The 23,394-nt window shown below is 71.7% G+C and carries 21 protein-coding genes; 14 read left to right on the top strand and 7 right to left on the bottom strand.

Annotated features, from left to right (window positions below):
* The first annotated feature begins 23 nt into the window (after window positions 1–23).
* A complete protein-coding gene (locus AB0I81_RS05575; RefSeq protein WP_360650462.1) occupies window positions 24–944 on the top strand; it encodes a MurR/RpiR family transcriptional regulator in 921 nt (306 codons plus the stop codon).
* Window positions 945–1,377: 433 nt separating this feature from the next.
* Complete coding sequence (locus AB0I81_RS05570; RefSeq protein ID WP_360650459.1) at window positions 1,378–3,039, top strand: NB-ARC domain-containing protein; 1,662 nt, start codon at window positions 1,378–1,380, stop codon at window positions 3,037–3,039.
* Here AB0I81_RS05570 and AB0I81_RS05565 read toward each other — a convergent pair.
* The 4 genes from AB0I81_RS05565 to AB0I81_RS05550 form a co-directional block, all read right to left on the bottom strand.
* A complete protein-coding gene (locus AB0I81_RS05565) occupies window positions 2,961–3,335 on the bottom strand; it encodes a VOC family protein (RefSeq protein WP_360650456.1) in 375 nt (124 codons plus the stop codon). The genes AB0I81_RS05570 and AB0I81_RS05565 overlap by 79 nt on opposite strands.
* A gap of 87 nt (window positions 3,336–3,422) precedes the next feature.
* The gene (locus tag AB0I81_RS05560; RefSeq protein ID WP_360650453.1) at window positions 3,423–4,415 is read right to left on the bottom strand and encodes a BtrH N-terminal domain-containing protein; all 993 of its coding nucleotides are present in this window, start codon (window positions 4,413–4,415) and stop codon (window positions 3,423–3,425) included.
* Between the two features lie 142 nt (window positions 4,416–4,557).
* Window positions 4,558–6,255: a BCCT family transporter gene (locus tag AB0I81_RS05555; protein ID WP_360650450.1), complete on the bottom strand. Its 1,698-nt coding sequence runs from the start codon at window positions 6,253–6,255 to the stop codon at window positions 4,558–4,560.
* Between the two features lie 201 nt (window positions 6,256–6,456).
* Complete coding sequence (locus AB0I81_RS05550) at window positions 6,457–7,278, bottom strand: helix-turn-helix transcriptional regulator (protein WP_360650448.1); 822 nt, start codon at window positions 7,276–7,278, stop codon at window positions 6,457–6,459.
* 83 nt (window positions 7,279–7,361) lie between these two features.
* Between AB0I81_RS05550 and AB0I81_RS05545 the strand changes: the two genes are divergently transcribed.
* From AB0I81_RS05545 to AB0I81_RS05500, 10 genes are all read left to right on the top strand, one after another.
* Window positions 7,362–8,360, top strand: a complete 999-nt coding sequence (locus AB0I81_RS05545; RefSeq protein WP_360650445.1) for an ABC transporter substrate-binding protein — start codon at window positions 7,362–7,364, stop codon at window positions 8,358–8,360.
* Window positions 8,357–9,172 (top strand): siderophore-interacting protein, encoded by an 816-nt coding sequence (locus AB0I81_RS05540; RefSeq protein ID WP_360650442.1) that lies wholly within the window; start codon window positions 8,357–8,359, stop codon window positions 9,170–9,172. The genes AB0I81_RS05545 and AB0I81_RS05540 overlap by 4 nt, the downstream gene beginning before the upstream one ends.
* Complete coding sequence (locus tag AB0I81_RS05535; protein WP_360650439.1) at window positions 9,165–10,163, top strand: iron chelate uptake ABC transporter family permease subunit; 999 nt, start codon at window positions 9,165–9,167, stop codon at window positions 10,161–10,163. The genes AB0I81_RS05540 and AB0I81_RS05535 overlap by 8 nt, the downstream gene beginning before the upstream one ends.
* The gene (locus AB0I81_RS05530; protein ID WP_360650437.1) at window positions 10,160–11,194 is read left to right on the top strand and encodes an iron chelate uptake ABC transporter family permease subunit; all 1,035 of its coding nucleotides are present in this window, start codon (window positions 10,160–10,162) and stop codon (window positions 11,192–11,194) included. The genes AB0I81_RS05535 and AB0I81_RS05530 overlap by 4 nt, the downstream gene beginning before the upstream one ends.
* A gap of 180 nt (window positions 11,195–11,374) precedes the next feature.
* Window positions 11,375–11,911 carry a tripartite tricarboxylate transporter TctB family protein gene (locus AB0I81_RS05525; protein ID WP_360650434.1) on the top strand — a complete coding sequence of 179 codons (537 nt, stop codon included), beginning with the start codon at window positions 11,375–11,377 and terminating at the stop codon, window positions 11,909–11,911.
* The gene (locus AB0I81_RS05520; RefSeq protein ID WP_360650431.1) at window positions 11,911–13,410 is read left to right on the top strand and encodes a tripartite tricarboxylate transporter permease; all 1,500 of its coding nucleotides are present in this window, start codon (window positions 11,911–11,913) and stop codon (window positions 13,408–13,410) included. Before AB0I81_RS05525 ends, AB0I81_RS05520 begins: the two co-directional genes overlap by 1 nt.
* A 23-nt stretch (window positions 13,411–13,433) precedes the next feature.
* Complete coding sequence (locus tag AB0I81_RS05515; protein ID WP_360650428.1) at window positions 13,434–14,429, top strand: tripartite tricarboxylate transporter substrate binding protein; 996 nt, start codon at window positions 13,434–13,436, stop codon at window positions 14,427–14,429.
* A gap of 7 nt (window positions 14,430–14,436) precedes the next feature.
* Window positions 14,437–15,015 (top strand): methyltransferase, encoded by a 579-nt coding sequence (locus AB0I81_RS05510; protein WP_360650425.1) that lies wholly within the window; start codon window positions 14,437–14,439, stop codon window positions 15,013–15,015.
* Window positions 15,016–15,044: 29 nt separating this feature from the next.
* Window positions 15,045–15,806 (top strand): IclR family transcriptional regulator, encoded by a 762-nt coding sequence (locus AB0I81_RS05505; RefSeq protein ID WP_360650423.1) that lies wholly within the window; start codon window positions 15,045–15,047, stop codon window positions 15,804–15,806.
* Window positions 15,807–15,831: 25 nt separating this feature from the next.
* Window positions 15,832–16,593 carry a DUF1932 domain-containing protein gene (locus tag AB0I81_RS05500; protein WP_360650420.1) on the top strand — a complete coding sequence of 254 codons (762 nt, stop codon included), beginning with the start codon at window positions 15,832–15,834 and terminating at the stop codon, window positions 16,591–16,593.
* A gap of 38 nt (window positions 16,594–16,631) precedes the next feature.
* Here AB0I81_RS05500 and AB0I81_RS05495 read toward each other — a convergent pair whose 3' ends face one another.
* On the bottom strand, window positions 16,632–17,453 hold the full coding sequence (locus tag AB0I81_RS05495) for an aminoglycoside phosphotransferase family protein (protein ID WP_360650417.1): 822 nt from the start codon (window positions 17,451–17,453) through the stop codon (window positions 16,632–16,634).
* A 127-nt stretch (window positions 17,454–17,580) separates the two neighbouring features.
* Between AB0I81_RS05495 and AB0I81_RS05490 the strand changes: the two genes are divergently transcribed.
* On the top strand, window positions 17,581–19,215 hold the full coding sequence (locus AB0I81_RS05490) for an FAD-binding protein (RefSeq protein WP_360650414.1): 1,635 nt from the start codon (window positions 17,581–17,583) through the stop codon (window positions 19,213–19,215).
* Window positions 19,216–19,265: 50 nt separating this feature from the next.
* On the opposite strand, the gene AB0I81_RS05485 is transcribed toward AB0I81_RS05490, so the two are convergent.
* Entirely contained in the window at window positions 19,266–20,066 is an 801-nt protein-coding gene (locus tag AB0I81_RS05485) for a transporter substrate-binding domain-containing protein (protein ID WP_360650411.1), read from the bottom strand.
* 121 nt (window positions 20,067–20,187) lie between these two features.
* Window positions 20,188–21,384, bottom strand: coding sequence for a CoA transferase (locus AB0I81_RS05480; protein ID WP_360650408.1), 1,197 nt, complete (start codon window positions 21,382–21,384; stop codon window positions 20,188–20,190).
* Between the two features lie 193 nt (window positions 21,385–21,577).
* Between AB0I81_RS05480 and AB0I81_RS05475 the strand changes: the two genes are divergently transcribed.
* A complete protein-coding gene (locus AB0I81_RS05475; RefSeq protein ID WP_360650405.1) occupies window positions 21,578–23,359 on the top strand; it encodes a serine/threonine-protein kinase in 1,782 nt (593 codons plus the stop codon).
* The last annotated feature ends 35 nt before the right edge of the window (window positions 23,360–23,394 follow it).

Here is a 23,394-nt window from a genome sequence, read left to right as displayed (position 1 = left end):
GAGCAAGCGGAGAATTTTTGTTCATGGGGCCGCCGACGACGACGGAGAGGCTGCCGGTGGGGGGCATCATCGCCAGACTGCGTGAGCTACTGCCCACGATGCCGGAGGCCCAGCGGACCATCGCCGCCCGGGTGCTCGCCGCCCCCGACGCGGTCGCGCGGATGACCATCGTCAGTCTCGCCGACCACTGCGGGGTGTCCACCGGCAGCGTCACCCGGTTGTGCCGGGCGCTGGGCCTGCACGGGTACGCCGAGATGCGGATCGCGCTGGCCTCTGACAGCGGCCGGATCAAGGCCGAGCCGTGGAGTTCGCGGATGGGCGCGGACGTGGCGGCGGGCGACGACATCCCGCGCCTGGCCGAGGTCATCTCCGCGGCCGTCAGCCAGGCGGTGGGCGACACGCTCCAGGGGCTCGATCGCGAGGTCGTCGGGCGGGCGGCGCTGGCCGTGGCGGGAGCGCGCCGGGTATGGGTGTTCGGCATCGGTGGCAGCGGCACCGTGGCCTCGGAGCTCCAGCAGCGGCTGCACTCGATCGGCAGCGCCGTGTGGACCAGCTTCGACACACACTTCGCCCTCAGCGCGACGGCCCTGCTCGGCCGGCGCGACGTCGTCATCGGCATCTCCCACTCAGGCCGTACACAGGAGACGGTCGAACTGATCGGCGCGGCGGCCTCGAACGGCGCGACCACGATCGCCATCACCAACGACGCCGGCTCTCCTCTCGCGCGGCGGGCCGGGATGGCGCTGATCACCGGCGTCCGCCAGGAGGGGCTGCGTACCGAGGCGCTGTCCACGAGGCACGGGCAGCTCGCGGTGATCGACCTGCTCTTCGTCGCCACCGCGCAGTGCGCGTTCGAGCAGGCCGGCGAGACCATGCTGGCCACGCGGAGGGCCGTGGCGTCCCGCAAGGACCTGCCTTCCGACCCAGGAGGGCCGCTCAGCTGATCACGCTCGCGGCGAGTCCATCACCGGGCCGCCGCACCGGGGCACCGGCAGGAAGGATCGGGGGAGACAGATGTGGCGCCGGACGTACTGGACAGATCATCCAGGGGAAGTCCTTCACGGCCTGGCCGGGTGGACCCTGCTCGCGGCACTCCTGCCACAGCCCGGCCAGACCGCCGCCCCCCATCACCCCGCAGAACGCCTCCGCGACCGACGAGCCCCACTCACCCGGGCACACGAGCCTCAGGACCCTTGCCCTCTTCCGCGCTCCGAGCTGCCGGAGACCGGTCCACCATCTGAAGACGCCTCGCCACCGGGGACCGGGCCGGTGTCTGGAGACGGCTCGTTGCCGGAGATCGGGCCGCTGTCTGGAGACGGCTCGTTGCCGGGGACCGGGCGGGCAGTTGGAGACGCCTTGTCGTCGGAGATCGGGTCGGTGTCTGGAGACGTCTTGTCGCCGGGGGCCGGGCTGGTGTCTGGAGACGCATGGGCGAGCTCTGCGGAGAGCAGGCCGGCGTTGGGGGCGTTGTTGCGTGGCTGGCGGGATCGGGCGCTGCTGACGCAGGAGCAGCTCGCGGCGCGGGCGGGGCTCGACGTCCGTACCATTCGCCGGTTGGAGGCCGATGCGCTGCTGCGGCGGCCACGCAGCAAGTCGGTGCGGTTGCTCGCCGAGGCGCTGGGTCTGGACGCCGCGGAGGTGTCGGTACTGACTCACTGCGCGAGCGGCCCTCCTCCGACGCCACCAAGGCCACGGCGACTGCCCGCAGGCTCCGCGTCCGGTTCCGCTCCGACGCCGCCGCCAACGCCATGGCAACCGCCCACTGGATCCGCGAGCGGCACCCCTCTGACGCCGCCAACGCCACGGCAACTGCCCGCCGACGTGGCGGGGTTCGTCGGCCGGGAGCAGGAGCTCGGCGTTCTGGGCCGGCTCGATCGCGCCGAGACGGCGGTCACCGCCATCGACGGCATGGCGGGGGCCGGCAAGACCGCGCTCGCCCTGCACGCCGCCCACCGGCTCGCCCCTCGATTCCCCGACGGTGACCTGTTCGTCGACCTGCACGGCTTCACCTGTGGCAAGGCCCCGGCGGACCCGCGCGACACGCTCGCCCGCGTACTGGGCGCGCTGGGCGTCCATGAAGAGTCGATCCCGGCACACCTCGACGACCGCGCGGCCCTGTACCGCAGCGTGCTGGCCGGCAGGAGGATGCTCATCGTGCTGGACAACGCCGCCGACGAGACGCAGGTACGGCCGCTGCTGCCGGGCACGGGCGGCTGCCTCACCCTGATCACGAGCCGGCGCCGTCTGGTGGGCCTGGACGGCGCGCGCATGGTGTCGCTGCACGTCCTGCCGCTCGCGGACGCGATCGCGCTGTTCACCGGTGCGGCCGGGGCGGAGCGAGTGGCGAGCGCAGCGATGGAAGCACTCGCCGAGCTGGTACGGCGGTGCGGCCTGCTGCCGCTGGCCATCCGGCTGGCCGCGGCCCGCCTCCGCACCCACCCGGCCTGGACCGTGCCTCATCTACTGGCACGCCTGGAGGAGCGCCAACGCCTGCTGGGCGAGTTGCGGATCGGCCGGCACAGCGTCACCGCCGCCCTCGACCTCTCCTACCGCGAACTCGACCCCGCCGAACGCCGCGCCTACCGCCTACTGGGCCTGCACGCCAACGCGGCCATCGCCCATGCGGCCAATGCCCATGCGGGCGTTGTGGGCGCGGGCGTCGCCGATGCGGGCGTGGGCGTCGGCGGGGCGGACATCGCCGTCGACTCGGCCGCCGTGTTGCTGGGCACGAGCGTCCCTCGGGCCTCGGCGCTGCTGGATCGGCTGCTGGAGGTCAACCTGCTGCGGGAGCCGGTCCTCGGCCGCTACCGGTTCCACGCCCTGGTCCGCGCCCACGCCGCCGAGATGGCCGTCGCGCAGGAGCCGGCCGTCGCGCAAGAGCCGGTCATCACGCAAGAGCCGACCATGGCGCAGGAGCCGGAGGCCGACCGGCGCGCCGAGTCGCCGGGGAGGGGACGCCCCTACGCTTCGGCCCAGACGCCGAGCTCGTTCCCGCTCGGGTCGGTGAAGTGGAACCGCCGTCCGCCGGGGAACTCGTAAGGCCCGTTGACCACCGTGCCGCCCGCCTTCTGCACCGCCTGTACGCTCCCGTCCAGGTCGGCGGAGTACAGCAGCACGAACGGCCCGCCCGCGCGTACGGACTGGTCGAGGCGGAGGCCACCCACTTCACCCGAGCCCGCGCCCTCCGGGCTCTGGATGCCGGCGTAACCCGGCCCGTAGTCGTTGAACCGCCACCCGAACGCCTCGGAGTAGAAGCGTTTGGCCTGCTCAAGGTCGGTGACCGTGAGCTCCACGTAGTCGATGGCGTGATGCCGGTGCGCAGATTCCTGTGTCATGGCCGCCATTATGCAAGCCGGGTACGACATTCCAAGCCGACCGACGAGCCGCTCGACGAGCCGCTCGACAGCGAGCGGCACGCGACCTCAGGACCGGGCCACCTGACACAACTCCCGCATCGCGTCCCCCTCGATGCGCGCAAGGTCGTGCAGGATCGCGCCGGCCCGCTCAAGGAGCCCCACGTCACCGCTCTCACCGGCCTTCGCGATCAACGAGGACACCTCCGTCCACAGCGAGGCGGCCTCGGAATACAGCCGGTGACCGGCGCGGAGGTGGTCGTCGGAGATCAACTGGGCGCACTCGTCGAGAAAGTCCCGATACAGAACGCGGAACAGGCCCCCGCCGGTGCCACCCTTCTCCATGAGGAGAGCGGCCTGCGGCAGATCCCGCCGCGGCTCGCCGGCCCGCGCCAGCCACCCGGGCACCTGCCTGCCCGCCTTCCCGATGCCCCGGTGACCCAGGTTCGCGATGGGAGCAGCGAGGAAGGACTCGGCGCACGACCTGATGGCGGGAACGATCTGGTCCTGCCACGGCAGCGGATGCGCGGGCCGGGTGATGGTGAAGGAGCGGTTCCTGGCGGTCATCGGGCCACGTTCGGCGCGTGCCAGGGCGAGGCCGGCCCGGCTCGCACGCACCGCCCCTCCCTGCTGATCGGTGTCCACCAGGTGGACGTCGTGCTCGTCGTAGCCGTACATGGCGACGACATGACCGCCGAAATGCACCTTGGACCGGAAGTAGTCCAGGTGGTAGCTGTCGAGCTGGAGGCCGACCGGCCGACCGGCGTCGATGGGGGCGGCCACGTTCGCCCACGCCTTGCGCGGCGAGGTGGTCTCCTCCACCGTCAGCGTCAGCCCGAGCCTGGCGGTCAGGTTCCTGGTGAGCTCGAACGGCTTGACGCGGCCGCCGAGGAAGGGGAACGGCATGCCCTTGCCGTCCCAGTAGACGAAGGACAGACCGGAACCCAGCCCGAACAACATGGGTTCGGACAGATCGAGGCCCTCGTGCCGCAGCAGCACCCCCAGCGCCGTCGTCTCGCAGTGGTGCATGCCACGGGCCTCAACGTCCTGCACGATCGTCATGCGTCCATCCCTTTCACCTTCGACCACAGGGATCAGCATGTTGTCTCCCACCGGGGGAGAGTCCAGCCGGGCGAACAAAGGGCCGGCGGCCCGCCATGGTGGCGGACCGCCGGCCTGAGCCGCCCCGGCAGGGGGGCGGAGGCTACTTGCCGGCGACGACCTTCTCGTCGTCGTTACCGTCGCCGTCGCCATTGGTGTTGGCGGGAACGACCCCGAGCTCGAACTCGCCGTTGTAGAGCTCGTGGCCGGCGATGACGGCCGACTCCACGGCCTCCTCGCCGCGCTGCCCGCGCAGGATCAGCGGGTCGCGCCGCAGGTCGCGGGTGAGCGCCACGCACATGAACACCATCACCAGCATGAACGGCACCGCCGCCAGGATCGTGAGGTTCTTCAGTCCGTTGAGCGCGGTGTCACCACCGCCGCCGATCAGCAGCATGATGGCCGCGACCGCGCCGGTCAGCACGCCCCAGATGACCACGACGACCCGGGTGGGCTCCATGCTGCCGCGCTGGGAGAGCGTCCCCATCACGATCGAGGCCGCGTCGGCCCCGGAGACGAAGAAGATGCCCACCAGGATCATCACGAGCAGCGTCGTGACGCCGGCGATCGGGAACTCGTTCAGCAGCGCGAAGAGCTGCCCCTCGGGGGTGGCCTGCTGGGCCAGGCCGGAACCGGCGGCCTCGGACTGCATCCCGGTGCCGCCGAAGACCGCGAACCAGACCAGGCTGACCACGCTGGGCACGAGGATCACGCCGCCGACGAACTGCCGGATGGTGCGGCCCCGGCTGATGCGGGCGATGAACATCCCGACGAAGGGGGTCCAGGAGATCCACCACGCCCAGTAGAACACCGACCAGCCCGACAGCCAGGTGGCGACGTCCTCGCCGCCGGTGGCCTCGGTACGGGCCGCCATCTGCGTCAGCTCACCGAAGAACGAGCCGATGGAGGTCGGGATCAGGTTGAGGATCAGCACGGTCGGACCGGCCAGGAAGACGAACAGGACCAGCGCCAGAGCGAGCACCATGTTGGTGTTGGACAACCACTGGATGCCCTTCTCCACACCCGACACGGCCGACAACACGAACGCCAGCGTCAGCACCGCGATGATCGTGATGAGCACGCCCACGCCGACCTCCGGCATCCAGCCGACCACCTTGACGCCGCTGCCGATCTGCAGCGCGCCGAGGCCGAGCGAGGCGGCCGAGCCGAACAGGGTGGCGAAGATGGCCAGGATGTCGATGACCTTGCCGAAGCCGCCGTTGGCGCGCCGCTCGCCGATCAGCGGCGTGAACACCGCGCTGATCGTCTGCCGCCGGCCGCGCCGGTAGCAGCCGTAGGCGATGGCCAGGCCGACCACGGCGTAGATCGACCAGGGGTGCACGGTCCAGTGGAAGAGCGTGGTGGCGAGAGAGGTCTCCATGCGCTCGGCGACGGGCGCGGTGGCCTCGTGGGTGCCGGGCGGCGGCGCGGTGAAGTGCGTGAGCGGCTCGTTGACCCCGTAGAACATCAGGCCGATGCCCATGCCCGCGCTGAACATCATCGCGATCCAGGAAACGGTCCGGAACTCCGGCTGCTCGTCGTCACTGCCCAGGGTGATCTTGCCGTACTTGCTGAACGCCAGCCACAGCACGAACACCACGAAGCCCGAGGCCGCGAGCACGAAGGCCCAGCCCAGGTTGTGCATGGTCCAGGAGAGCATCGAGCTCGACACGCCTTCGAGCGTGTCGGTGCTGATGGCTCCCCAGATGATGAAGGCCAGGGTGAGCGCGGCGGCAACCCCGAACACCACCCAGTCCGTCCGGGGTGGGAGGGCCGCCTTCAGACCTCCGGAGGTATCCATGATCTTTTCGCTTTTTCGCGCTTCCTGTTCCACGAGCGCCTTCGACCTTCTTTCCCGTCCGTTTCCGTCCCGCTGCACGCGGTGACATTCGACGTTATCGAACGATCTTCGAATAGCCAAAAGAAAAGTATTGCGATCGGGTAAACCTCAAGCCTGCATTGCGCGTCTAGGGCACTCTTGATGCCCGCCGGGCAAGGGGTTTCAGTCCTCCAGGCGACCGGCGTAGCGGCCCGGCGTGCAGCCGTATTCCTTGGTGAAGGCCGAGATGAAGGCCGACGGGCTGGAGTAGCCGACGCGGTGCGCCACCTCGGCCACCGGCCGGGTCTCCAGCAGCACCCGGGACGTGCTGAGCCGCAGTTTGGTTCGCACCTTCGAGTACGACATGCCGAATTCCCGCTCGAAGTCGCGCTGCAACGTCTTGACGCTGACGTGCAGCCGCTCGGCCCACTCCGCCAGCCCGGCCTCGTCGCCGGGATCGTGGGAGAGCGCCCGCGCCACGGTCAGCGCGAAGCCGGTCCCGTTGGCGTGGTGGCCGACGAAGTCGGCGGTGGTCGGGCCGAGCCCGGCCATGATGCGGGCGCGGGCGGCCAGGGCCTCGCCCTCGTCGAGGCCGGGCCGGGCGATGGCCTCGATGAGCCGGGCGGCCTCCCGGTCCACCGACACCGCGCCGGCCCGCAGCCCTTCGAGCGCCGCGGGCACCTCGCGCAGGCAGAGCCGGTAGACGGTCTGCCGGTCGGCGGCGCGCACCTCGTGGGTGACGGCCCGGTGCACCCAGAACGCCTCGCGGTGCCCCACGAACTGCGTGCGGGCCCCGTGCCTGGTCGACAACATGCCGTCGGGGGACCAATAGAGATGGTGCAGGAAGTCCTGGCGGCTCTCGGCGAACTCCAGCACGGCCGCGGAACGGTACTTGAGCACGAGAATGCCGCCGATCCTGCCGAGGCCGTAGCCGTACTCCTCGCACCACAGCGGATCCGTGCCGACGGGGTCGGTGACCGTCACGGAGTGTCGTCTCGGCGACATCGGTTGGCCTCCCGGAGACATCAACGGCAACTTTGGTAAGGGTAACCTAAGTTCCTCTCTACGCTGTTGAAGGAAAGTCGTTCATGTACCCTCTCCAGGTCCGGCGCGCCGCCGGGGTCGCCGTTCTCTCGCTCGCCCTGGTGGCCGGCTGCGGTTCGGGCGGCTCCGCCGGGCAGCCGGCGTCCGCCGCCGCGACCCGCGTCTTCCAAGCGGACAACGGCAAGATCACCATCCCGGCCGACCCCAAGCGGGTCGTCGCCACGGGGTACGCGGTGCCCGTCCTCATCGAGGCCGACGCCGCGCTGGTCGGCATCTCCTCGTGGAAGCGCGGCCTGCCGCTGATGTCCCAGGAGGACCGGGCCGTCTACGACCGGCTGGAGAAGGTCGCGGGTGAGACCGCCGCCGAGACCAACTACGAGGCCATCGCCAAGGCCAAGCCCGACCTCATCGTCATCGGCGTCCCGGCCCCCGTGCTGGCCGACGTGGACGTGGAGCGGCTGAAGTCCATCGCGCCGGTCGTCGCCATCGGCCCCACCGTCCCGTCCGCGTGGCGCGAACTCTCCCAGCGCCAGACCGACGCCGCCGGCCGGGCCACGAACTTCGGGCAGGCCAAGGCCGCCTACGAGAAGAAGGCCGCAGAACTGGCCGCCAAGCACAAGGACGCGCTGGCGGGCCTGAAGTTCGGCCACGTCGGCTCGTACGGGGAGGTCGCGAAGGGAACGTTCCAGCGCGAGTTCGCCGACTCGTGGGGCACCAACATCGCCCAGGACGTCGGCGTCACCTACTACGGCCAGGTCAAGGTGAAGGGCGGGGGCAGCAAGGACGTCTCGGAGTACCCGTCGATCGAGGAGCTGACGCAGAGCCTCGGCGAGGCGGACGCGATCACGTACTCGGTGCAGCCCGACGGCACGCCGAACGAGGCCGTCAAGTACGTGCTCGACTCCGAACTCTGGAAGAACCTGCCCGCGGTCAAGGCCGGCAAGGCGTTCCCGATCCGCTACACCGAGGCGGCCACGTACGACTCCGCGATGACCACCCTGGACGCCATCGACGAGGCGCTCGCGCCGCTGGGCAAGTCATGATCGGCGAGCGTGACGACCCGGCGGGCCGGGTCGCCGCCCACCACGCCACGGGAACGGGCGTGACCAGGATCGGTTACCCGATCGGCGTCCGCAGGGCCCCCGTCGCCCGGCGCGAGCTGGTGACCCCGCGCATGCTCCGGCTCACCCTGGCCGGCCCCGGGCTCGACGGTTTCCACAGCTACCAGTGCGACGACCACGTCAAGATCCTCTTCCCCGATCCCGACGGCACGCTCCGGGTCCCGGTGCCCAACGACAGGCAGATGCTGGACTGGCCAAAGCCGTCGCCCACCTCGCGCAAGTACACCGTGCGGCGCTACGACGCGGCGGCCCGTGAGCTGGACCTGGACATCGTGCTGCACGAGGGCGGCGTGGCCACCGGCTGGGCGGCCACCGTCGCGGCCGGCGACGAGGTGACGATCGCCGGGCCGCCGGGGGCCAAGGCGTTCGCGCAGACCTACGGACATTACGTGTTCGCCGTGGACACCACCGCGCTGCCCGCCGCGGCCCGGTGGCTGGAGGAGTCGCCGGCCGGGGTCTCCGCGCACCTGGTGATCGACACCGACGACGTCGCGGAGCAGGGCTATCCGCTGGCCGGGCGCGACGGCGTCGAGGTGATCTGGCTGCTGCGCGAGGGCGCACGGTCGTCGCTGGCCGACACCGTGCGGGGGCTGCGGCTGCCGGACGTGCCCACGTTCCTGTTCGCGGCGGGGGAGGCGGGCGACATCAAGCCGCTGCGCGCGTGGAGCGCCGATCGTATGGACTCGCTGTTCACCGGCTACTGGAAGCGCGGCGTCGTCGATCTTGATGACTGAAGTTCGGAAGGCCGGGCGCGGGCGGGCGTCGTACCTGGTGGGGCTGCTCGTGTTGCTGCTGGTCGCGGTGGTCGCGAGCGTCTGCGTCGGGGCGCAGGCCATCGCGCCCGCCGAGGTCTGGCGGGCACTGACCGGCGCGCCCGGCGGTGAGGCGTACCTGATCGTGCACGACGTACGGGGGCCGCGCACGATCCTGGCCATCTGCGTCGGCGCGGCGCTCGGCACCGCGGGCACGCTGGTCCAGACGCTGACCCGCAACCCGCTCGCGGAGCCGGGCATCCTGGGCGTGACCGCCGGGGCCGGCTTCGCGATCAACCTCGGCGGCGTCCTGGGGCTGGCGGGCGGGCAGGTGGCCCAGCTCGCGCTGGCCTCCGCGGGGGCCGTGCTGGCCGCCGTCCTGGTCTACGCGCTCGGCTCGGCGGAGCCGCTGCGCCTGGTGCTGACCGGCGTCGCGCTCAGCGCCGTGCTCGCCGGGATCTCGCTCGGCCTGCGCCTGATGGTGCCGGACGTGTTCGACCGGTTCCGGTTCTGGTCGGTCGGGTCGCTGGCCGGGCAGGAGCAGGCGCCGCTCACCCTGCCCGCCGTGACGATCGCGGTCGCGCTGGTCTGCGCGGCCCTGGTGACCAGGCCGCTCAACGCGCTGGTCATGGGGGACGAGATCGCGCGGTCACTCGGCGGGCACGTGCTGCGCACCAGGGTGTACGTGCTCGTGCTGGTCACCCTGCTCGCCGGGGCCGCCACCGCAGTCGCGGGGCCGATCGCCTTCCTGGGGCTCATGGTGCCGCACCTGGCCAGGCGGTGGGCGGGCGCGTCGATCCCGTGGCTGATGGCGTACACGATGGTGCTGGGCCCGGTGCTGCTGCTGGCCTCCGACATCGGCGCGCGGGTGCTGCTGCCGACCGGCGAGGTGCCGGTCGGGGTGGTGACGGCGTTCGTGGGCGCGCCCGTGCTCATCTGGGCGGTACGGCGACGCGGGCGGGTGCTCTCATGAGCCGCTTCGTGGTCGTCCGGATGGGCGCGTACTCGATCAGGGCCGGCCGCAGGGCGCTGGTCGTGTCCTGCACGCTGGCCATCACCGCCCTGGCCCTGGCCCTGCTGGGCCTCTGCCTCGGCGGCGGCTCGTGGACGGCGCCGGGCGAGGTGCTGGCGGCGCTGGCCGGCCACGGCGACTCGGTCATCGTGGTACGGGAGTGGCGCCTGCCCAGAGTGCTGGCCGCGCTGGTGTTCGGCGCGGCGCTGGGCCTGGCGGGCGCGGTCTTCCAGAGCCTGACCCGCAACCCGCTCGGCAGCCCCGACATCATCGGCCTGGACTCGGGCGCCTACACCGGCGCGCTGTTCGCGATGACCGTGCTGGGCGGCGGCCCCGCGTACCTGGCGGCCGGCTCCATCGCGGGCGGCCTGCTCGCGGCCGGGGCCGTCTACGCCCTGTCGTTCGGGTCGGGGCTGGGCGGCCTGCGCCTGGTCGTCGTCGGGATCGCGGTGAACGCCATGCTGACGGCGCTCAACTCCTGGATCGTGCTGCGCGCCGACATGGAGGTGGCCCTGGCCGCCACCGGATGGAACGCGGGCTCGCTGAACGGCCTGGACTGGCACGAGGTCGTCCTGCCCGTCACCGTCATCGCCGCCCTCGCGCTGTTGCTGGCGGCGCTGGCACCCGGCATGCGGCAGACGGCGCTCGGCGACGAGCAGGCGCTCGCCTCCGGGGTGCGCCTGGACCGGCTGCGGCTGCTGCTCGTGCTGGCCGGCGTCGGCTGCACGGCGACGGTGACCGCGGTGGCCGGGCCCATCGTGTTCATCGCGCTGGCCGCGCCGCAGATCGGCAGGCTGCTGGCGGGCACGGCCGGCGTCGCGCCGGCCCCCGCGGCGCTGTCGGGGGCGGTGCTGCTGCTGGCCGCCGACCTGGCCGCGCAGTTCCTGCTCGCCCCGGAGTCCCTTCCCGTGGGCGTGGTGACCACGGTGATCGGCGGCTGCTACCTCATCATGCTGCTGGCCAGGAGGACGAGGGCGGCCAGGAGCCGCTGATCGTGCGGGACCTGACGTCCCGCCGGTCGGCCGGCGTCCATATTGGAACGTTCCATCGTGATCTGCGCCACTGGAAACCTGCTCGTAACCCTTGACACGCCAATCGGCCGCCCGCAAGGCTTGTCATGAAATGAAACATCTTTTCACTCTGTGAAAAGCCCGGAAGGCGGCCACACCCCCATGAGCCACGAATCCGCGCTCGCCCAGCCCACTCATCCCGAACCGGCGGAACCGGCACCGCCCTCCGACGCCCGGCTGAGAACGGGCACCCAGGCGGCCCTCGTCGCCCTGGCGGTCTACGTCGCCGTCGAGTCGCTGAGCCTGGGACTGTGGGCCTCGTTCGGACCCGGGCCGGGATTCTTCCCGTTCGTGCTGGCCGTGGCGCTCGGCCTGCTGGGCGTCGCCTGGTTCGTCCAGTCGCTGCGCGCCAGGCCCGCCACGGGCGCACCGGCCGGCGAGCGGGTCGAGGCCGGGCACGCCGTCGCCGTACTGGGCAGCCTCGTGGTGCTCGCGGCGGTCATGGACCTGCTCGGCTACCAGCTCAGCGTGTTCCTGTTCCTGATGTTCCACCTCAAGTGGCGCGCGGGCCGGGGCTGGGTGTTGTCGCTCGCGCTGGCCCTGGCCGGCAGCGCGGGCGTCTTCCACGGCTTCGAGCAGGGCCTGATGGTGCAGTTGCCGCCGTCGGCGGTGCCGTTCCTGGCCGGCTGGGGGTTGTGATGGACGTCCTCGCCGACCTGCTCGGCGGCCTGGCCACGGCGCTGTCGCCGCAGAACCTCCTGTACGCGTTCATCGGCTGCCTGCTCGGCACCCTGATCGGCGTGCTGCCCGGCATCGGCCCGGTCGCCGGGGTGGCCCTGCTCATCCCGCTGACCCTCAACCTGGACCCGACCAGCGCCATCATCATGCTCGCCGCCATCTTCTACGGCACCCAGTACGGCGGCACGATCACCAGCGTCCTGCTCAACACGCCGGGCGAGGCCGCCTCCGCGATCACCACGATCGACGGCTACGCCATGACCAGGAAGGGCCGCGCGGGAGCGGCGCTCACCATCGCGGCACTCGGCTCGTTCGTCGGCGGCACCATCGCCACCGCCGGGCTCGTCGTCGCCGCCAAGCCGCTCGGCGACCTGGGCCTGCGGATCGGCCCGCCGGAGTTCTTCTCCCTCATGGTGCTCGGCATCTCGCTGCTCGTCGCGCTCGCCGGGCGTTCCATGACCAAGGCGCTCATCTCCGGCGTGCTGGGCCTGCTCATCGCCATGGTCGGCATCGACCCGGTGGCCGGCGCGCCGCGGTTCACCTTCGGCAGCGACCGGCTGCTGGACGGCATCAGCTTCGTGGCCGTCATCATCGGGCTCTTCGGCCTGTCGGAGATCCTCGTGACGGCCAGGAGCCGCAGCGCCCAGGTGGTCGCGCCGGGGCTGCGGGCGCTCCTGCCCGGCCGCGACGACCTGCGGCGCAGCGCGCCCGCGATCGCCAGGGGCACCGGCATCGGGTTCGCACTCGGGCTGGTGCCGGGGATGACCGGCTCGGTCTCCTCGCTGCTCGCCTACGGGGCCGAGCGCAGGTTCGGCAGGCACCGCGCCGAACTCGGCACCGGCGCGGTCGAAGGGGTCGCGGGGCCCGAGACGGCGAACAACGCGCACGCCAACGGCGCCCTGGTGCCGCTGTTCACGCTCGGCATCCCGGCCTCGCCGACGATCGCCGTGCTCATGGGGGCGTTCCTGCAGCAGGGGCTGACGCCGGGGCCGACGCTGTTCGCCGAGCACGCGGACGTCGCCTGGGGCATCATCGCCAGCCTGTTCGTCGGCAACGTCATCCTGCTGGTGCTCAACGTGCCGCTGGTGGGGTTGTGGACGTCGATCCTGCGCATCCCGTATCCGGTGCTGACCGCCGTGATCCTCACGTTCATGGTGGTGGGCGCGTACACGGTCAACTTCACCGTCTTCGACGTGTTCGTGATGGTCGGCTTCGGGCTGCTCGGCCTCGTGCTGCGCCGCCTGGACATCCCGCTCGCGCCCCTGGTGCTCACGCTCGTGCTCGGGCCCCTCATGGAGCGTTCCCTGCGGGAGTCGCTGGAGTTGTCCCAGGGCGACTTCACCCTCTTCCTCACCCGTCCGATCTGTCTCGTCCTGCTGGTCATCGCGCTGGTCATCGCGGCCAGCCCGTTGTTGCGGCTGCGCAAGCCCGCCGCACTGGCCGAGGACCCCGAGGCGTGATCACCCCCCGAGAAGGAGTCAGCATGAAACTCAGGATCGCCGCCACGGCCGTGGCGCTGACCACGGTGATCGCCGCGTGCGGCGCGCAGCAGGCCGGAGGCGGTGCGGCGGGCGCCTGGCCGCGCAAGGGCAAGCCGATCACCCTGATCGTCGCCTTCGCGCCCGGCGCCGCCGTGGACGCGGCCGCCCGCGTCGTCGCCCCCGTGCTGGAGAAGGAGCTCGGCACCAACGTCGAGGTGGAGAACCGGCCCGGCGCCGGTGGCCTGATCGGCTACACCGCCCTGTCCAAGTCCAGGCCGGACGGCTACACCATCGGCGCGACCAGTTCCCCGTCCATCGTCATCTCGCCGCTCGACCCGAGCAGGGGCGCCACCTACACCCGGGCCAGCTTCCAGCCGCTCGGCATGCAGGTGCTCGACCCGATGCTGGTCGGGGTCGCGCCCGACAGCCCGTACCAGAACCTCAAGGACCTGATCGAGGCGGTCAAGGCCAAGCCGAAGAGCGTCACCGTCACCACGACGGGCGTGCAGACCGGTGAGCACTTCGCGCTGGCCGACATCCAGCAGAAGACGCAGGCGCAGTTCGCTCCCGTGCACTTCTCCGAGGGCGCCGCCTCGGCCATCGCCGCCTTCCTCGGCAAGCACGTGGACGCGTACGTCGGCAACGTCAGCGACGTCAAGCCGCACGTCGCCCAGGGCAAGATCAAGGTGCTCGGCGTCATGGGGGCCGAGCGCAGCCCGTTCCTGCCCGACGTGCCCACCTTCGCCGAACAGGGCTACCAGATCGACGCGGCCACCGCCCGCGGCTACGTCGCCCCTGCCGGGGTGCCCGCCGAGGTGCGCACCAAGATCGAGGCCGCGTTGAAGAAGGCCATCGAAGATCCCGCGGTCGTCGCCAAGATGAAGGACCTCGGCCTGCCCACCGTCTACAAGTCCGGTCAGGACTACACCACGTACTGGGCCGGCCAGGAGAGCAACTACAAGCAGGCGCTTCCGCTCGTCCGTAATGAGAAAGGCTGAACCAGCAATGAGTGATCCACTTTCCCGGCTCGCGGCACTGCCCACCGCCAACATCGGCGACGCGATGGAGCGGCTCGGCGTGCTCGACTCCCGGATCCGGGCGGTCTGGCCGGGCGCCCGCGTGGCCGGGCGCGCGTTCACCGTCTGGACCCGCTCCGGCGACAACGCGCTCATCCACCAGGCGCTCGACACCGTGGGGCCCGGTGACGTGATCGTGGTCAACGGCGGCGGCGACGAGTCCAGGGCGCTGATCGGCGAGCTGATCGGGCAGCGGGCCAAGAACAAGGGCGTGGCCGGGTTCGTCATCGACGGGGCCGTCCGGGACGCCGAAGGGCTCGGCGAGATGGGCCTGCCCGTCTTCGCGCGCGCCGTGACGCCGGCCGGGCCGTACAAGAACGGGCCCGGTCACCTCGGCCGCACCATCGCGGTCGGCGGCGTCGCCGTCGCGCCGGGCGACCTGATCCTCGGCGACGCCGACGGTGTGGTCGTCGTCCCGCTCGGCGAGGCCGAGCGGGTGGCGGGGGCGGCGGAGGCCGTTTTCGCGCTTGAGGAGGGCAAGCGCGCTGCCATCCTGGAATCCGCCTGACAATCTGTTGGCCAAGAAGGGGTACGCCGATGCCCGAAGGGCAGCCGCAGTCGTCCATGCGCTCGGTCGAGCGCGCGTTCGACGTCATCGAGGTGCTTGAGCGCAGCAACAAGCCGCTGCGGTTGTCCGACATCGCGCGCCGGGCCGGGCTGTCACCGGCGACCACCCTGCGCCTGCTCGGCGTGTTGCAACGACGCGGGTACGTGATCGCCGAGCACCAGGCCTACCACCTGGGCCCGGCCACGCTCGTGGCCGCGCACGGCTTCCTCGTCACCGACCGCCTGAGCCGCGCCGCCACCCCCGTGCTGCAGGAACTGGCCGCCACCACCGGCCTGACCACGACCCTGCACATCAGGTCGGGCCTGGAGCGCATCGTCATCGTCCGCGTCGACGGCGCGGACCCGCTGCGCTACCAGCTGCCCATCGGCCACCGGCTGCCGCTGCACCTCGGCATGGGCAAGGTGCTGGCCGCCGCCATGCCGCCCGACGAGCTCGACGCCCTGCTCGCCGGGATTCCCGACCTGGGCACCGCGGGCGGCGGGCCCACGAGCGAGGCGGAGCTGCGCGCCGAGCTCGTACTCATCAGGGAACGCGGTTTCCACTACTCCATCAACGAGCGGGTGCTCGGCTCATCGAGCGTCAGCACCCTCGTGCCGCGCGCGGACGGCCCGGCCATGGCCGGGGTCGGCGTCATCGCGCCCGCCGAACGTCACCCGGAGAGCGAGATGCTCGGCTGGGTGCCGGAACTGCGCCGCGCCGCCGACGCGCTCAGCCGCGCCGGCGACCTTTGACGACTTTCTCTACCAGCAAGGATGGATGAACATGCGTTGTGCCGTCATCGGCCTGGGGGAGGCGGGCGGCGTCTATGCCGCCACGCTTGCCGCGTCAGGACACGAGGTCGCCGGATACGACCCCGCCCAAGTGCCCACCCCCGAAGGAGTCACCAGGGCCGCGACACCGGCGCAGGCCGTCGCGGGAGCCTCGCACGTGCTCGTGCTGACCGGTGCCGCCGCCGCCCCGGCGGTCGCCGAGCAGTGCGGGCCCCACCTGGCGGAAGACGCCTGCTACGCCGACTTCACCAGCGCCGCCCCCGCGGTCATGGAACGGCTCGGCGCGAGCATTCCGCACTTCTCCGACGTGGCCATCCTCGGTCCGGTGCCGCTGCACGGCCACCGCGCGCCGCTGCTGGCCAGCGGGCCGGGCGCCGGGCGGCTCGCCCGGCTCATGAGCCCGCTCGGCGCGCCGGTCGAGGTGCTCGACGCCCCCGCCGGCGCGGCCATGTCCCGCAAACTGCTGCGCAGCGTGTTCATGAAGGGGCTGGCCCTGGTGATCTGCGAAGCGGTCGAGGCGGGGCAGGCCGCCGGTGAGGAGGACTGGATCCGTACGCAGATCGCGGGGCAGCTCTCCGGCGACGGGCAGCAGATCATCGACAGGTTCCTGACCGGCAGCCGCAAGCACGCCGTGCGGCGGGCCCAGGAGATGCACGACACCGGCGCCTACCTCGACGACCTCGACGTGCCCGCCGAGATGACCCGCGCCACCGAGCGCAGCCTGCGCCGCCTCGCCGCGACCCCTTGACGGGGACGGGACGCCGGGCCGTGACGCCCGGCGTCCCGCTATGACCACCGCTCGCCGAGGTCACGCACCCGTCTCCTGACGCGATCGATTCCCGCCGGCGTGTTGTAGGCGGCGTAGTGCGGCCACTGGAAGAGGAATATGGTCAGCTCTTCGGCCATAACCCCTCGCTCCAGCGCCCCACGGTCGAGCGGGCTGTGCTCGCAGTACGCGTCGAGGAACACCGGCGGCACGGTCACTCCGGCCGGGGTGGCCCGCACGCTGACAAAGGCCAGGTCGGAGACCGGGCGGCCGATGCCTGCGGCCTGCCAGTCACAGAAGACCAGGGCGTTTCCGGCGTGCGCGATGTTCTCGGTGTGGCAGTCACCGTGCATGAAAACCTGAGGCAGCGCCGACCTGGCAGCGCAGAACTCGGCACGCCGGGCGAGAAGTTCGGGCCCCCAGAATGCCTCGATCGTCGCCCAGTCCGGGTCGGCGTCGCTGACCTGCCAATCCGTGCCCGCCGGCAAGGGCATGCCGTGCAGTGCGGCCAGGTCGCGGCCGAGGGCCCGCCACGTCTCCTGCGTCCAGGACCGGACGTCGCGGGACTCGCCCGTCGCCTCAAGCAGCAGGGCCACGCCGTCGGCGGTGTCCGCGTGATCGAGGAGCCTCGGCGTGCGTACCGGGGCATGCCGGGCGATCTGCCGGTAGAAGCGCAGCTCCCGGCGCGCCCCGGCGGGCGTCACCTTGAGGTAGGCCGCCGTTCCGCCGGCCGTGCGCACGGGGATGAGGTCGGCGCCCGAGCGTGATTCGAGCTGCTGGCGGGATTTCTCCGGGACCACCCCGAACGTGCTCATCAGTGCGGCGGAGAAGGCTTCGGGCATGCGTACGCTCCGGTCCGGTGTAGGTAGGTCCACCCCAGCTGTGCAACTCGATGTATTGTCCCGCCAAATCCCCCTCTCTAGCTTCGTGAGTGCAGGTGCTGGACGTCCGAGACTTGGGGGACCTGAAATGAGCGAGGTGACACGCCGCCGGCTCATCGGCGGCGCGGCGGCGGCCGGCGGGGCGGTCGTGGCGGCGGGGCTGACGCCGGTCGCGGCGGCGGCGCGGGCGAAGTTAGGAGAGTTCGGCCCCGTGGTCGTCCGGCGGGGCGACCCCCGCTACGAGGACCTGGCGGTACGCCGGACGAACCAGCGCTTCCGCGCCGAACCCGAGTACTTCCACGTGCCCGGCTCCACCGAGCAGGTCGTGGCGGCCGTCAACGAGGCGGTGCGGGCGGGCAGGCGCGTCACCGTCCGCAGCGGCGGCCACTGCTACGAGAACTTCGTCGGCGACGGCGCGCAGGTGGTCATCGACCTGTGCGAGATGACGGAGGTCTACTACGACGAGCGGCGCCGCGCGTTCGCCATCGAGGCCGGGACCACGCTCATGCAGGCCTACCGCACGCTCTACTTCGGGTGGGGCGTCACCATTCCCGGCGGCCAATGCGGGGGCGTGGCCGCCGGGGGCCACATCGCCGGCGGCGGGTACGGCCCGCTGTCCCGCCGCGACGGCCTCACCATCGACTACCTGGAGGCGGTGGAGGTCGTCGTGGTCGATCGCTCCGGGCGGGCCAGGGCGGTGGTGGCGAGCAGGAACCCGGCCGACCCGAACCACGACCTGTGGTGGGCGCACACCGGTGGCGGCGGCGGGAACTTCGGCATCGTCACCCGCTACTGGATGCGCGATCCCGCCGCCCGCGGCGACGACCCCGGCACGCTGCTGCCCAAACCGCCCGCCACCGTCCTGTCCGGCGTGGCGATCTGGTCGTGGAACGGCATGACGAAGGAGTCGTTCCGCAGGCTGCTGGGCAACTACGCCGGCTGGCACGAGCGCAACGGCGTGCCGGGCAGCCCGCAGGCCTCCCTGTTCGGCTCCCTGCTCGTGCCCGGCCGCCGGCCCACGGCCAAGCCTGAGGACGACCCTGGCGGGATCGTCCTGCCCGCGCAGATCGACGCCGACGTGCCCGACGCGGAACGTGTCCTGCGCGAGCACTTCTCCGCCGTGGGCGAAGGGGTCACTCCCGAGGCGTACGTGCCCGCGTTCGAGCGCGTCCCGTGGTATCAGGCGGTCCGTACGCTGTCGCTGGGCGCGGAGTCGGAGTCCGGCCGCTACAAGGGCAAGTCGGCCTACCTGCGCAAGGCGCTCACCGACGAACAGGCGGACGTGGCCTATGACGCGCTGAGCGTCGCGGGGGAGATCTCCTCGTCGGGGCTGCTCTGGCTCCTGTCGTACGGCGGGCAGGTGAACCGCAGGCGCCCGGAGGAGACCGCGACCGCCGAGCGGCAGTCCGTGCTCAAGATGATCCACCTGGTGTCCTGGGGACCGGACCAGGACGGCGTGGCCCACCTGGAGTGGGTGCGGCAACTGCACCGGCGCACCTTCCGGGCGACGGGCGGCGTGCCGGTACCGGGCGGCAACTGCGGTGGCGCGTACATCAACTATCCGGACTCCGACCACGCCGACCCGGAGTGGAACACCTCCGGCGTGCCCTGGTCGACGATCTACTACGGGACGAACTACGCGCGCCTGCAGCGGGTGAAGGCGCGCTGGGACCCGCGCGACATCTTCCGCCACGCGCTGGCGGTACGGGCCAAGGACTCCTGACCCGGGGATGATCGGGCCGTGCCCGCATGGGTGCGGCCCTTCGTGCCCGTTCAGGAGCAGCCCTCGAACTGCGGGACCGAGACCGCCGACAGGTCGATGCCCGCGTTGCCGAACCACTTGTGCAGCAACGTGCGCGCCGTGCCGTCCTGGTACATCGCGGTGATCGCCCGGTTGAGCTCCTCACAACCCTCGACGTCGCCCTTCCGGATGCCGATCGAGGTGCGCTGCTCGTTGAAGGTCGCGCCGACCAGATGCAGGTCGACGCCGGGCTTGGTGAGCAGCCCCGCCAGGATCTGGCTGTTGGTGGAGATGGCGTCGATGCCGCCCTCCTCGATCATCTTCAGGCAGGCGTTGTAGTCGCGCGCCTGCACGGGAATCGCCGGGACCCGGCGCTCGTCCACGATCCGCTGGGCGATGTTCGTGCCCCGCACCCAGCAGATCCTGCGGCCCTTCAGGTCGCGGACGTCGCGGATGACGTCCTTGTCGGCCGGCCGCACCGCGATGTCCTGGAAGTCGACGTGGTACGGCCCGGCGAAGTCGATCGACTTCTTGCGCTCCGGCGTGATCGACATGTGGGCGAAGACCGCGTCGGCACGTCCCTCGGTGAGCACGCTGAGCTGTTCGCCGGCCGGGATCTCCAGCCAGCTGATCTGCTTGCCCAGCCGGGAGACGAGATATTCGGCCACGTCGATGTTGAAGCCGTCGTAGTTGCCGTTCCCGTCCTCGAAACTGATCAGCGGGACGTCGGAGCGGATGGCGACGGTCAGCTCCTCCTTGTCCACGAGGGACTCCGGCCGCCCGGTGCCGCAGGCGGTGAGCAGCAGGACCGCGACGATCAGCAGTTTACTCACCGGTACTCCTTCAGCCGTGGCCAGCCGTGGCCATACGCCGGCCGGCAGCAGCGTCACCGGTTCGAGCATGGACGCGGGCGCGGCGGATCCGCAAGAGCCGCCGGAGCCGGGGCCTTCGCCGCTAGATGACCCCACCGGCCGACAGCCGGTCCAGCTCCTCGGCGGTGAGGCCGAGCAGGCCGCGGTAGACCTCCTCGTTGTGCTCGCCCAGAGCGGGGCCGGCGGTACGGACCGCGCCGGGCGTGGCCGACAACTTCGGCGTCACGTTCTGCATCGCCAGCTCGCCGAACTCGGGATGCGCGACGCGGACGATGGCCTCGCGGGCGGCGAAGTGCGGGTCGGCGAACATGTCCGCCGCGCGGTAGATCCGCCCGGCCGGCACCCCGCTCGCGTGCAGCAGGTCGAGCAGCTCCTGGGCGGGCAGCCCGGCGGACCAGCCCGCGATCAGCTCGTCCAGCTCGCCCATGTGCGCGCCGCGCGCGCCGTGGGTGGCGTAACGCTCGTCGGCGGCCAGCTCCGGGCGGCCCATGGCGGCGGCCAGCCGGCCGAACACGCTGTCCTGGTTGGCGGCGATGAGGATCGCGTCGCCGTCCCCGGTGGGGTAGACGTTGCTTGGCGCGACGTTCGGCAACACGGCGCCGGTACGTTCGCGCTGGTAACCGGCCTGCTGCCACTCCGGCAGCAACGACTCCATCATGGCCAGCACCGACTCGTAGATCGCCGAGTCGACGACCTGGCCCCGGCCGCTCCTCTCGCGTTCGTGCAGGGCGACCAGGGTGCCGACACAGGCGTAGGTGGCGGCCAGCGAGTCGCCCAGCGAGATGCCGGCCCGCGACGGGGGCAGCGAGGGGTCGCCGGTCACGTGGCGGATGCCGCCCATGGCCTCGCCGATCGAGCCGTAGCCGGCGCGCGGCGCGTACGGGCCGGTCTGGCCGTAGCCGGTCACCCGCGTGATCACCAGCCCGGGGTTGAGCTCGTGCAGGCGCTCCGGCGACAGGCCCCAGCGCTCCAGGGTGCCGGGCCGGAAGTTCTCCAGCAGCACGTCGGCGCGCCCGGCCAGGCGGCGGACCAGCTCCTGGCCCTCGGCGGTGCGCAGGTCGCACGTCACCGACTTCTTGTTGCGGGCCACCACCGGCCACCACAGGGACCGGCCGTGCGGCTTCTCCCTGCCCCACTGGCGCATCGGGTCGCCCCTGCCGGGGTCCTCGATCTTGATCACCTCGGCGCCGAAGTCGCCGAGCAACTGGCCGCAGAACGGCCCCGCGAGCAGTTGCCCCAGTTCCACGACCCGGATGTCGCCGAGCGGGAGACCCCTCATCACGCCTTCTCCTGCCGCCGGGGGCCCGGCAGGGAAGCGCGGGCCGGGAACGGATGGGCCCTCAATCTCTATACCAGCGCCGGGAGATTGCCTACAGGCGGAAGCCGCCGGCCCGCGGATCGGGCTCCGGGGATGATCGCCGGCTCTGGCATAATCTCTTCGCGATCACCGCTACGAGCCGAAGTGGGACCTCGTGAGTTTCCCCGCACGTCCGGACACCAGTGAAGTCCTCCCACCACGACCGCAGGATCCGGCGCAGGTCGGGCCGTACCGGATCGTCGGGCGGCTCGGTTCTGGCGGCATGGGGATCGTCTACGCGGGCGTGGACGCCGCCGGTCAGCGGTCCGCGGTCAAGCTGATCCACCAGACGCATGCCTCCGACCGGGAGTTCCGGGACCGGTTCCGGCGCGAGGTGGCGATGCTGCGCCTGGTCCGGGGCACGTGTTGCGTACGCATTCTCGACGCGGACGCCGAGGCCGAGCAGCCGTGGCTGGCGACGGAGTACATCGCGGGCCGCACCCTGGACGACCATGTCGCCCGTCACGGGCCGCTGACCGGCGACGACCTGTTCGGGCTGGCCGCCGGGCTCGCGGAGGCCGTGGTCGCCGTGCACGCCGCGCAGGTCGTGCACCGGGATCTCAAAGCCTCCAACGTGATGTTGTCGCCGCAGGGCCCCCGGCTCGTGGACTTCGGCATCGCCCGTTCGCTCGACGGGACCTCCCTCACCGCGACCGGTCTCGTGGTCGGCTCCCCGGCGTGGGTGAGCCCGGAGGAGTACGCCGGCGGCCCGACCGGTTCGGCCGCCGACGTGTACGGCTGGGCGCTCGTCGTCGTTTACGCGGCGACCGGGCGGCAACCGTACGGGATGGCCCGGCCCGAGGTCCTCGCTCTCCGCGTCATGAACGAGCCCGTGGACACGAGCATGGTGCCGGCGGCGCTGCGGCCGGTGATCGACGCGGCCCTGGCGAAGGCGCCCGGCGCGCGCCCGGCGATGGACGAGGTGCTCGCGGCGGTCGCCGGCGCATGGCGGGAACGGCACGGCGAGGCCGGGATCGTGACGTGGGATCCCGCGGCCGACGTGACGACCCGGCTGAACCGCGTCTGGTCCTACCAGGGGCAGGACATGGCGCAATGGCCGTCACAACCGCCGGCCCCGCCGCGGCGAAGTAAATTCAGGCGCTTCTCGCCCGTCGTGGCGACCGTGGCGGCCCTCGGTTGTACGGCGGGGGTCCTGCTCAACCTCCCGTCGGACGCGACCGCCGGCCCGGCCCGGCCCTCGGCCACCCCCACAGCACCTGGCGTGTCCGCGCCGGCGAGCCCCTCCGCCACCCCTGCCGCGCCGCGTACCGCGGCGGAGCTCGCCGCCGCGCTCGACCTGGCGCTCAGCGTGATGCCCGCCGCCGAGTTCTCCTTCGATGGCGGCTTCACGCAGAGCGCCGCCGGCGCCAAGGCGAGCGGCCGCCTCGTGAGCGGCGACGTCCCGGACTACGACGACTTCGAGATGACGGTAGACGCCGAGGAAGAGGATCCCGCCCGGTACGTCATCACCGGCGGCGAGCTGTACCTGGACCGGCCGGGAGCGCCCGCCATGGATATGTCGGACAAGCGGCCGGAGGACGCGACCTGGTACGCGCTGATGGTCGCCGGCATGGCGGGCCCGTACACCGTCCAGCAGGTCGTGCACAACTCCGAGAACTTCCACCAGGCGGGCCGCACCTACATCGGCAACCTGCCCGCGACCAAGACGAACGGCCCGCTGCGGAGCCTGCTCGCCTCCTGGCTGGGCACGGACGTGAGCGGTGCGACCAGCTCCTCCTATCTCAGCTACCGGCTCACGATCGACGAGCGGAACCGGCCCACGAAGTTCAGCCTGACCTGGAAGGTTCCCTTGGACGGCGGAGGCACCTACGCCTCCGAGTTCACCACCTCCTACCGCGGGTGGGCGGAGGACGGCGAGATCTCCAAGCCCTCCTGAGGCGGCACGGGCACAGTTCAACGAAATAGGAAGCG

This window comes from Nonomuraea sp. NPDC050404 (genome assembly GCF_040655495.1).
GTDB lineage: Bacteria > Actinomycetota > Actinomycetes > Streptosporangiales > Streptosporangiaceae > Nonomuraea.
This window is presented reverse-complemented; position numbering and strand designations above follow the sequence as displayed.

Excerpts from the sequence above, each read along its gene's own strand:
- AB0I81_RS05575 (WP_360650462.1), top strand. The coding sequence starts at position 24 with ATGGGGCCGCCGACGACGACGGAGAGGCTGCCGGTGGGGGGCATCATC.
- AB0I81_RS05565 (WP_360650456.1), bottom strand. The coding sequence starts at position 3,335 with ATGACACAGGAATCTGCGCACCGGCATCACGCCATCGACTACGTGGAG.
- AB0I81_RS05560 (WP_360650453.1), bottom strand. The coding sequence starts at position 4,415 with ATGACGATCGTGCAGGACGTTGAGGCCCGTGGCATGCACCACTGCGAG.
- AB0I81_RS05555 (WP_360650450.1), bottom strand. The coding sequence starts at position 6,255 with ATGGATACCTCCGGAGGTCTGAAGGCGGCCCTCCCACCCCGGACGGAC.
- AB0I81_RS05550 (WP_360650448.1), bottom strand. The coding sequence starts at position 7,278 with ATGTCGCCGAGACGACACTCCGTGACGGTCACCGACCCCGTCGGCACG.
- AB0I81_RS05545 (WP_360650445.1), top strand. The coding sequence starts at position 7,362 with ATGTACCCTCTCCAGGTCCGGCGCGCCGCCGGGGTCGCCGTTCTCTCG.
- AB0I81_RS05540 (WP_360650442.1), top strand. The coding sequence starts at position 8,357 with ATGATCGGCGAGCGTGACGACCCGGCGGGCCGGGTCGCCGCCCACCAC.
- AB0I81_RS05535 (WP_360650439.1), top strand. The coding sequence starts at position 9,165 with ATGACTGAAGTTCGGAAGGCCGGGCGCGGGCGGGCGTCGTACCTGGTG.
- AB0I81_RS05530 (WP_360650437.1), top strand. The coding sequence starts at position 10,160 with ATGAGCCGCTTCGTGGTCGTCCGGATGGGCGCGTACTCGATCAGGGCC.
- AB0I81_RS05525 (WP_360650434.1), top strand. The coding sequence starts at position 11,375 with ATGAGCCACGAATCCGCGCTCGCCCAGCCCACTCATCCCGAACCGGCG.
- AB0I81_RS05520 (WP_360650431.1), top strand. The coding sequence starts at position 11,911 with ATGGACGTCCTCGCCGACCTGCTCGGCGGCCTGGCCACGGCGCTGTCG.
- AB0I81_RS05515 (WP_360650428.1), top strand. The coding sequence starts at position 13,434 with ATGAAACTCAGGATCGCCGCCACGGCCGTGGCGCTGACCACGGTGATC.
- AB0I81_RS05510 (WP_360650425.1), top strand. The coding sequence starts at position 14,437 with ATGAGTGATCCACTTTCCCGGCTCGCGGCACTGCCCACCGCCAACATC.
- AB0I81_RS05505 (WP_360650423.1), top strand. The coding sequence starts at position 15,045 with ATGCCCGAAGGGCAGCCGCAGTCGTCCATGCGCTCGGTCGAGCGCGCG.
- AB0I81_RS05500 (WP_360650420.1), top strand. The coding sequence starts at position 15,832 with ATGAACATGCGTTGTGCCGTCATCGGCCTGGGGGAGGCGGGCGGCGTC.
- AB0I81_RS05495 (WP_360650417.1), bottom strand. The coding sequence starts at position 17,453 with ATGCCCGAAGCCTTCTCCGCCGCACTGATGAGCACGTTCGGGGTGGTC.
- AB0I81_RS05490 (WP_360650414.1), top strand. The coding sequence starts at position 17,581 with ATGAGCGAGGTGACACGCCGCCGGCTCATCGGCGGCGCGGCGGCGGCC.
- AB0I81_RS05480 (WP_360650408.1), bottom strand. The coding sequence starts at position 21,384 with ATGAGGGGTCTCCCGCTCGGCGACATCCGGGTCGTGGAACTGGGGCAA.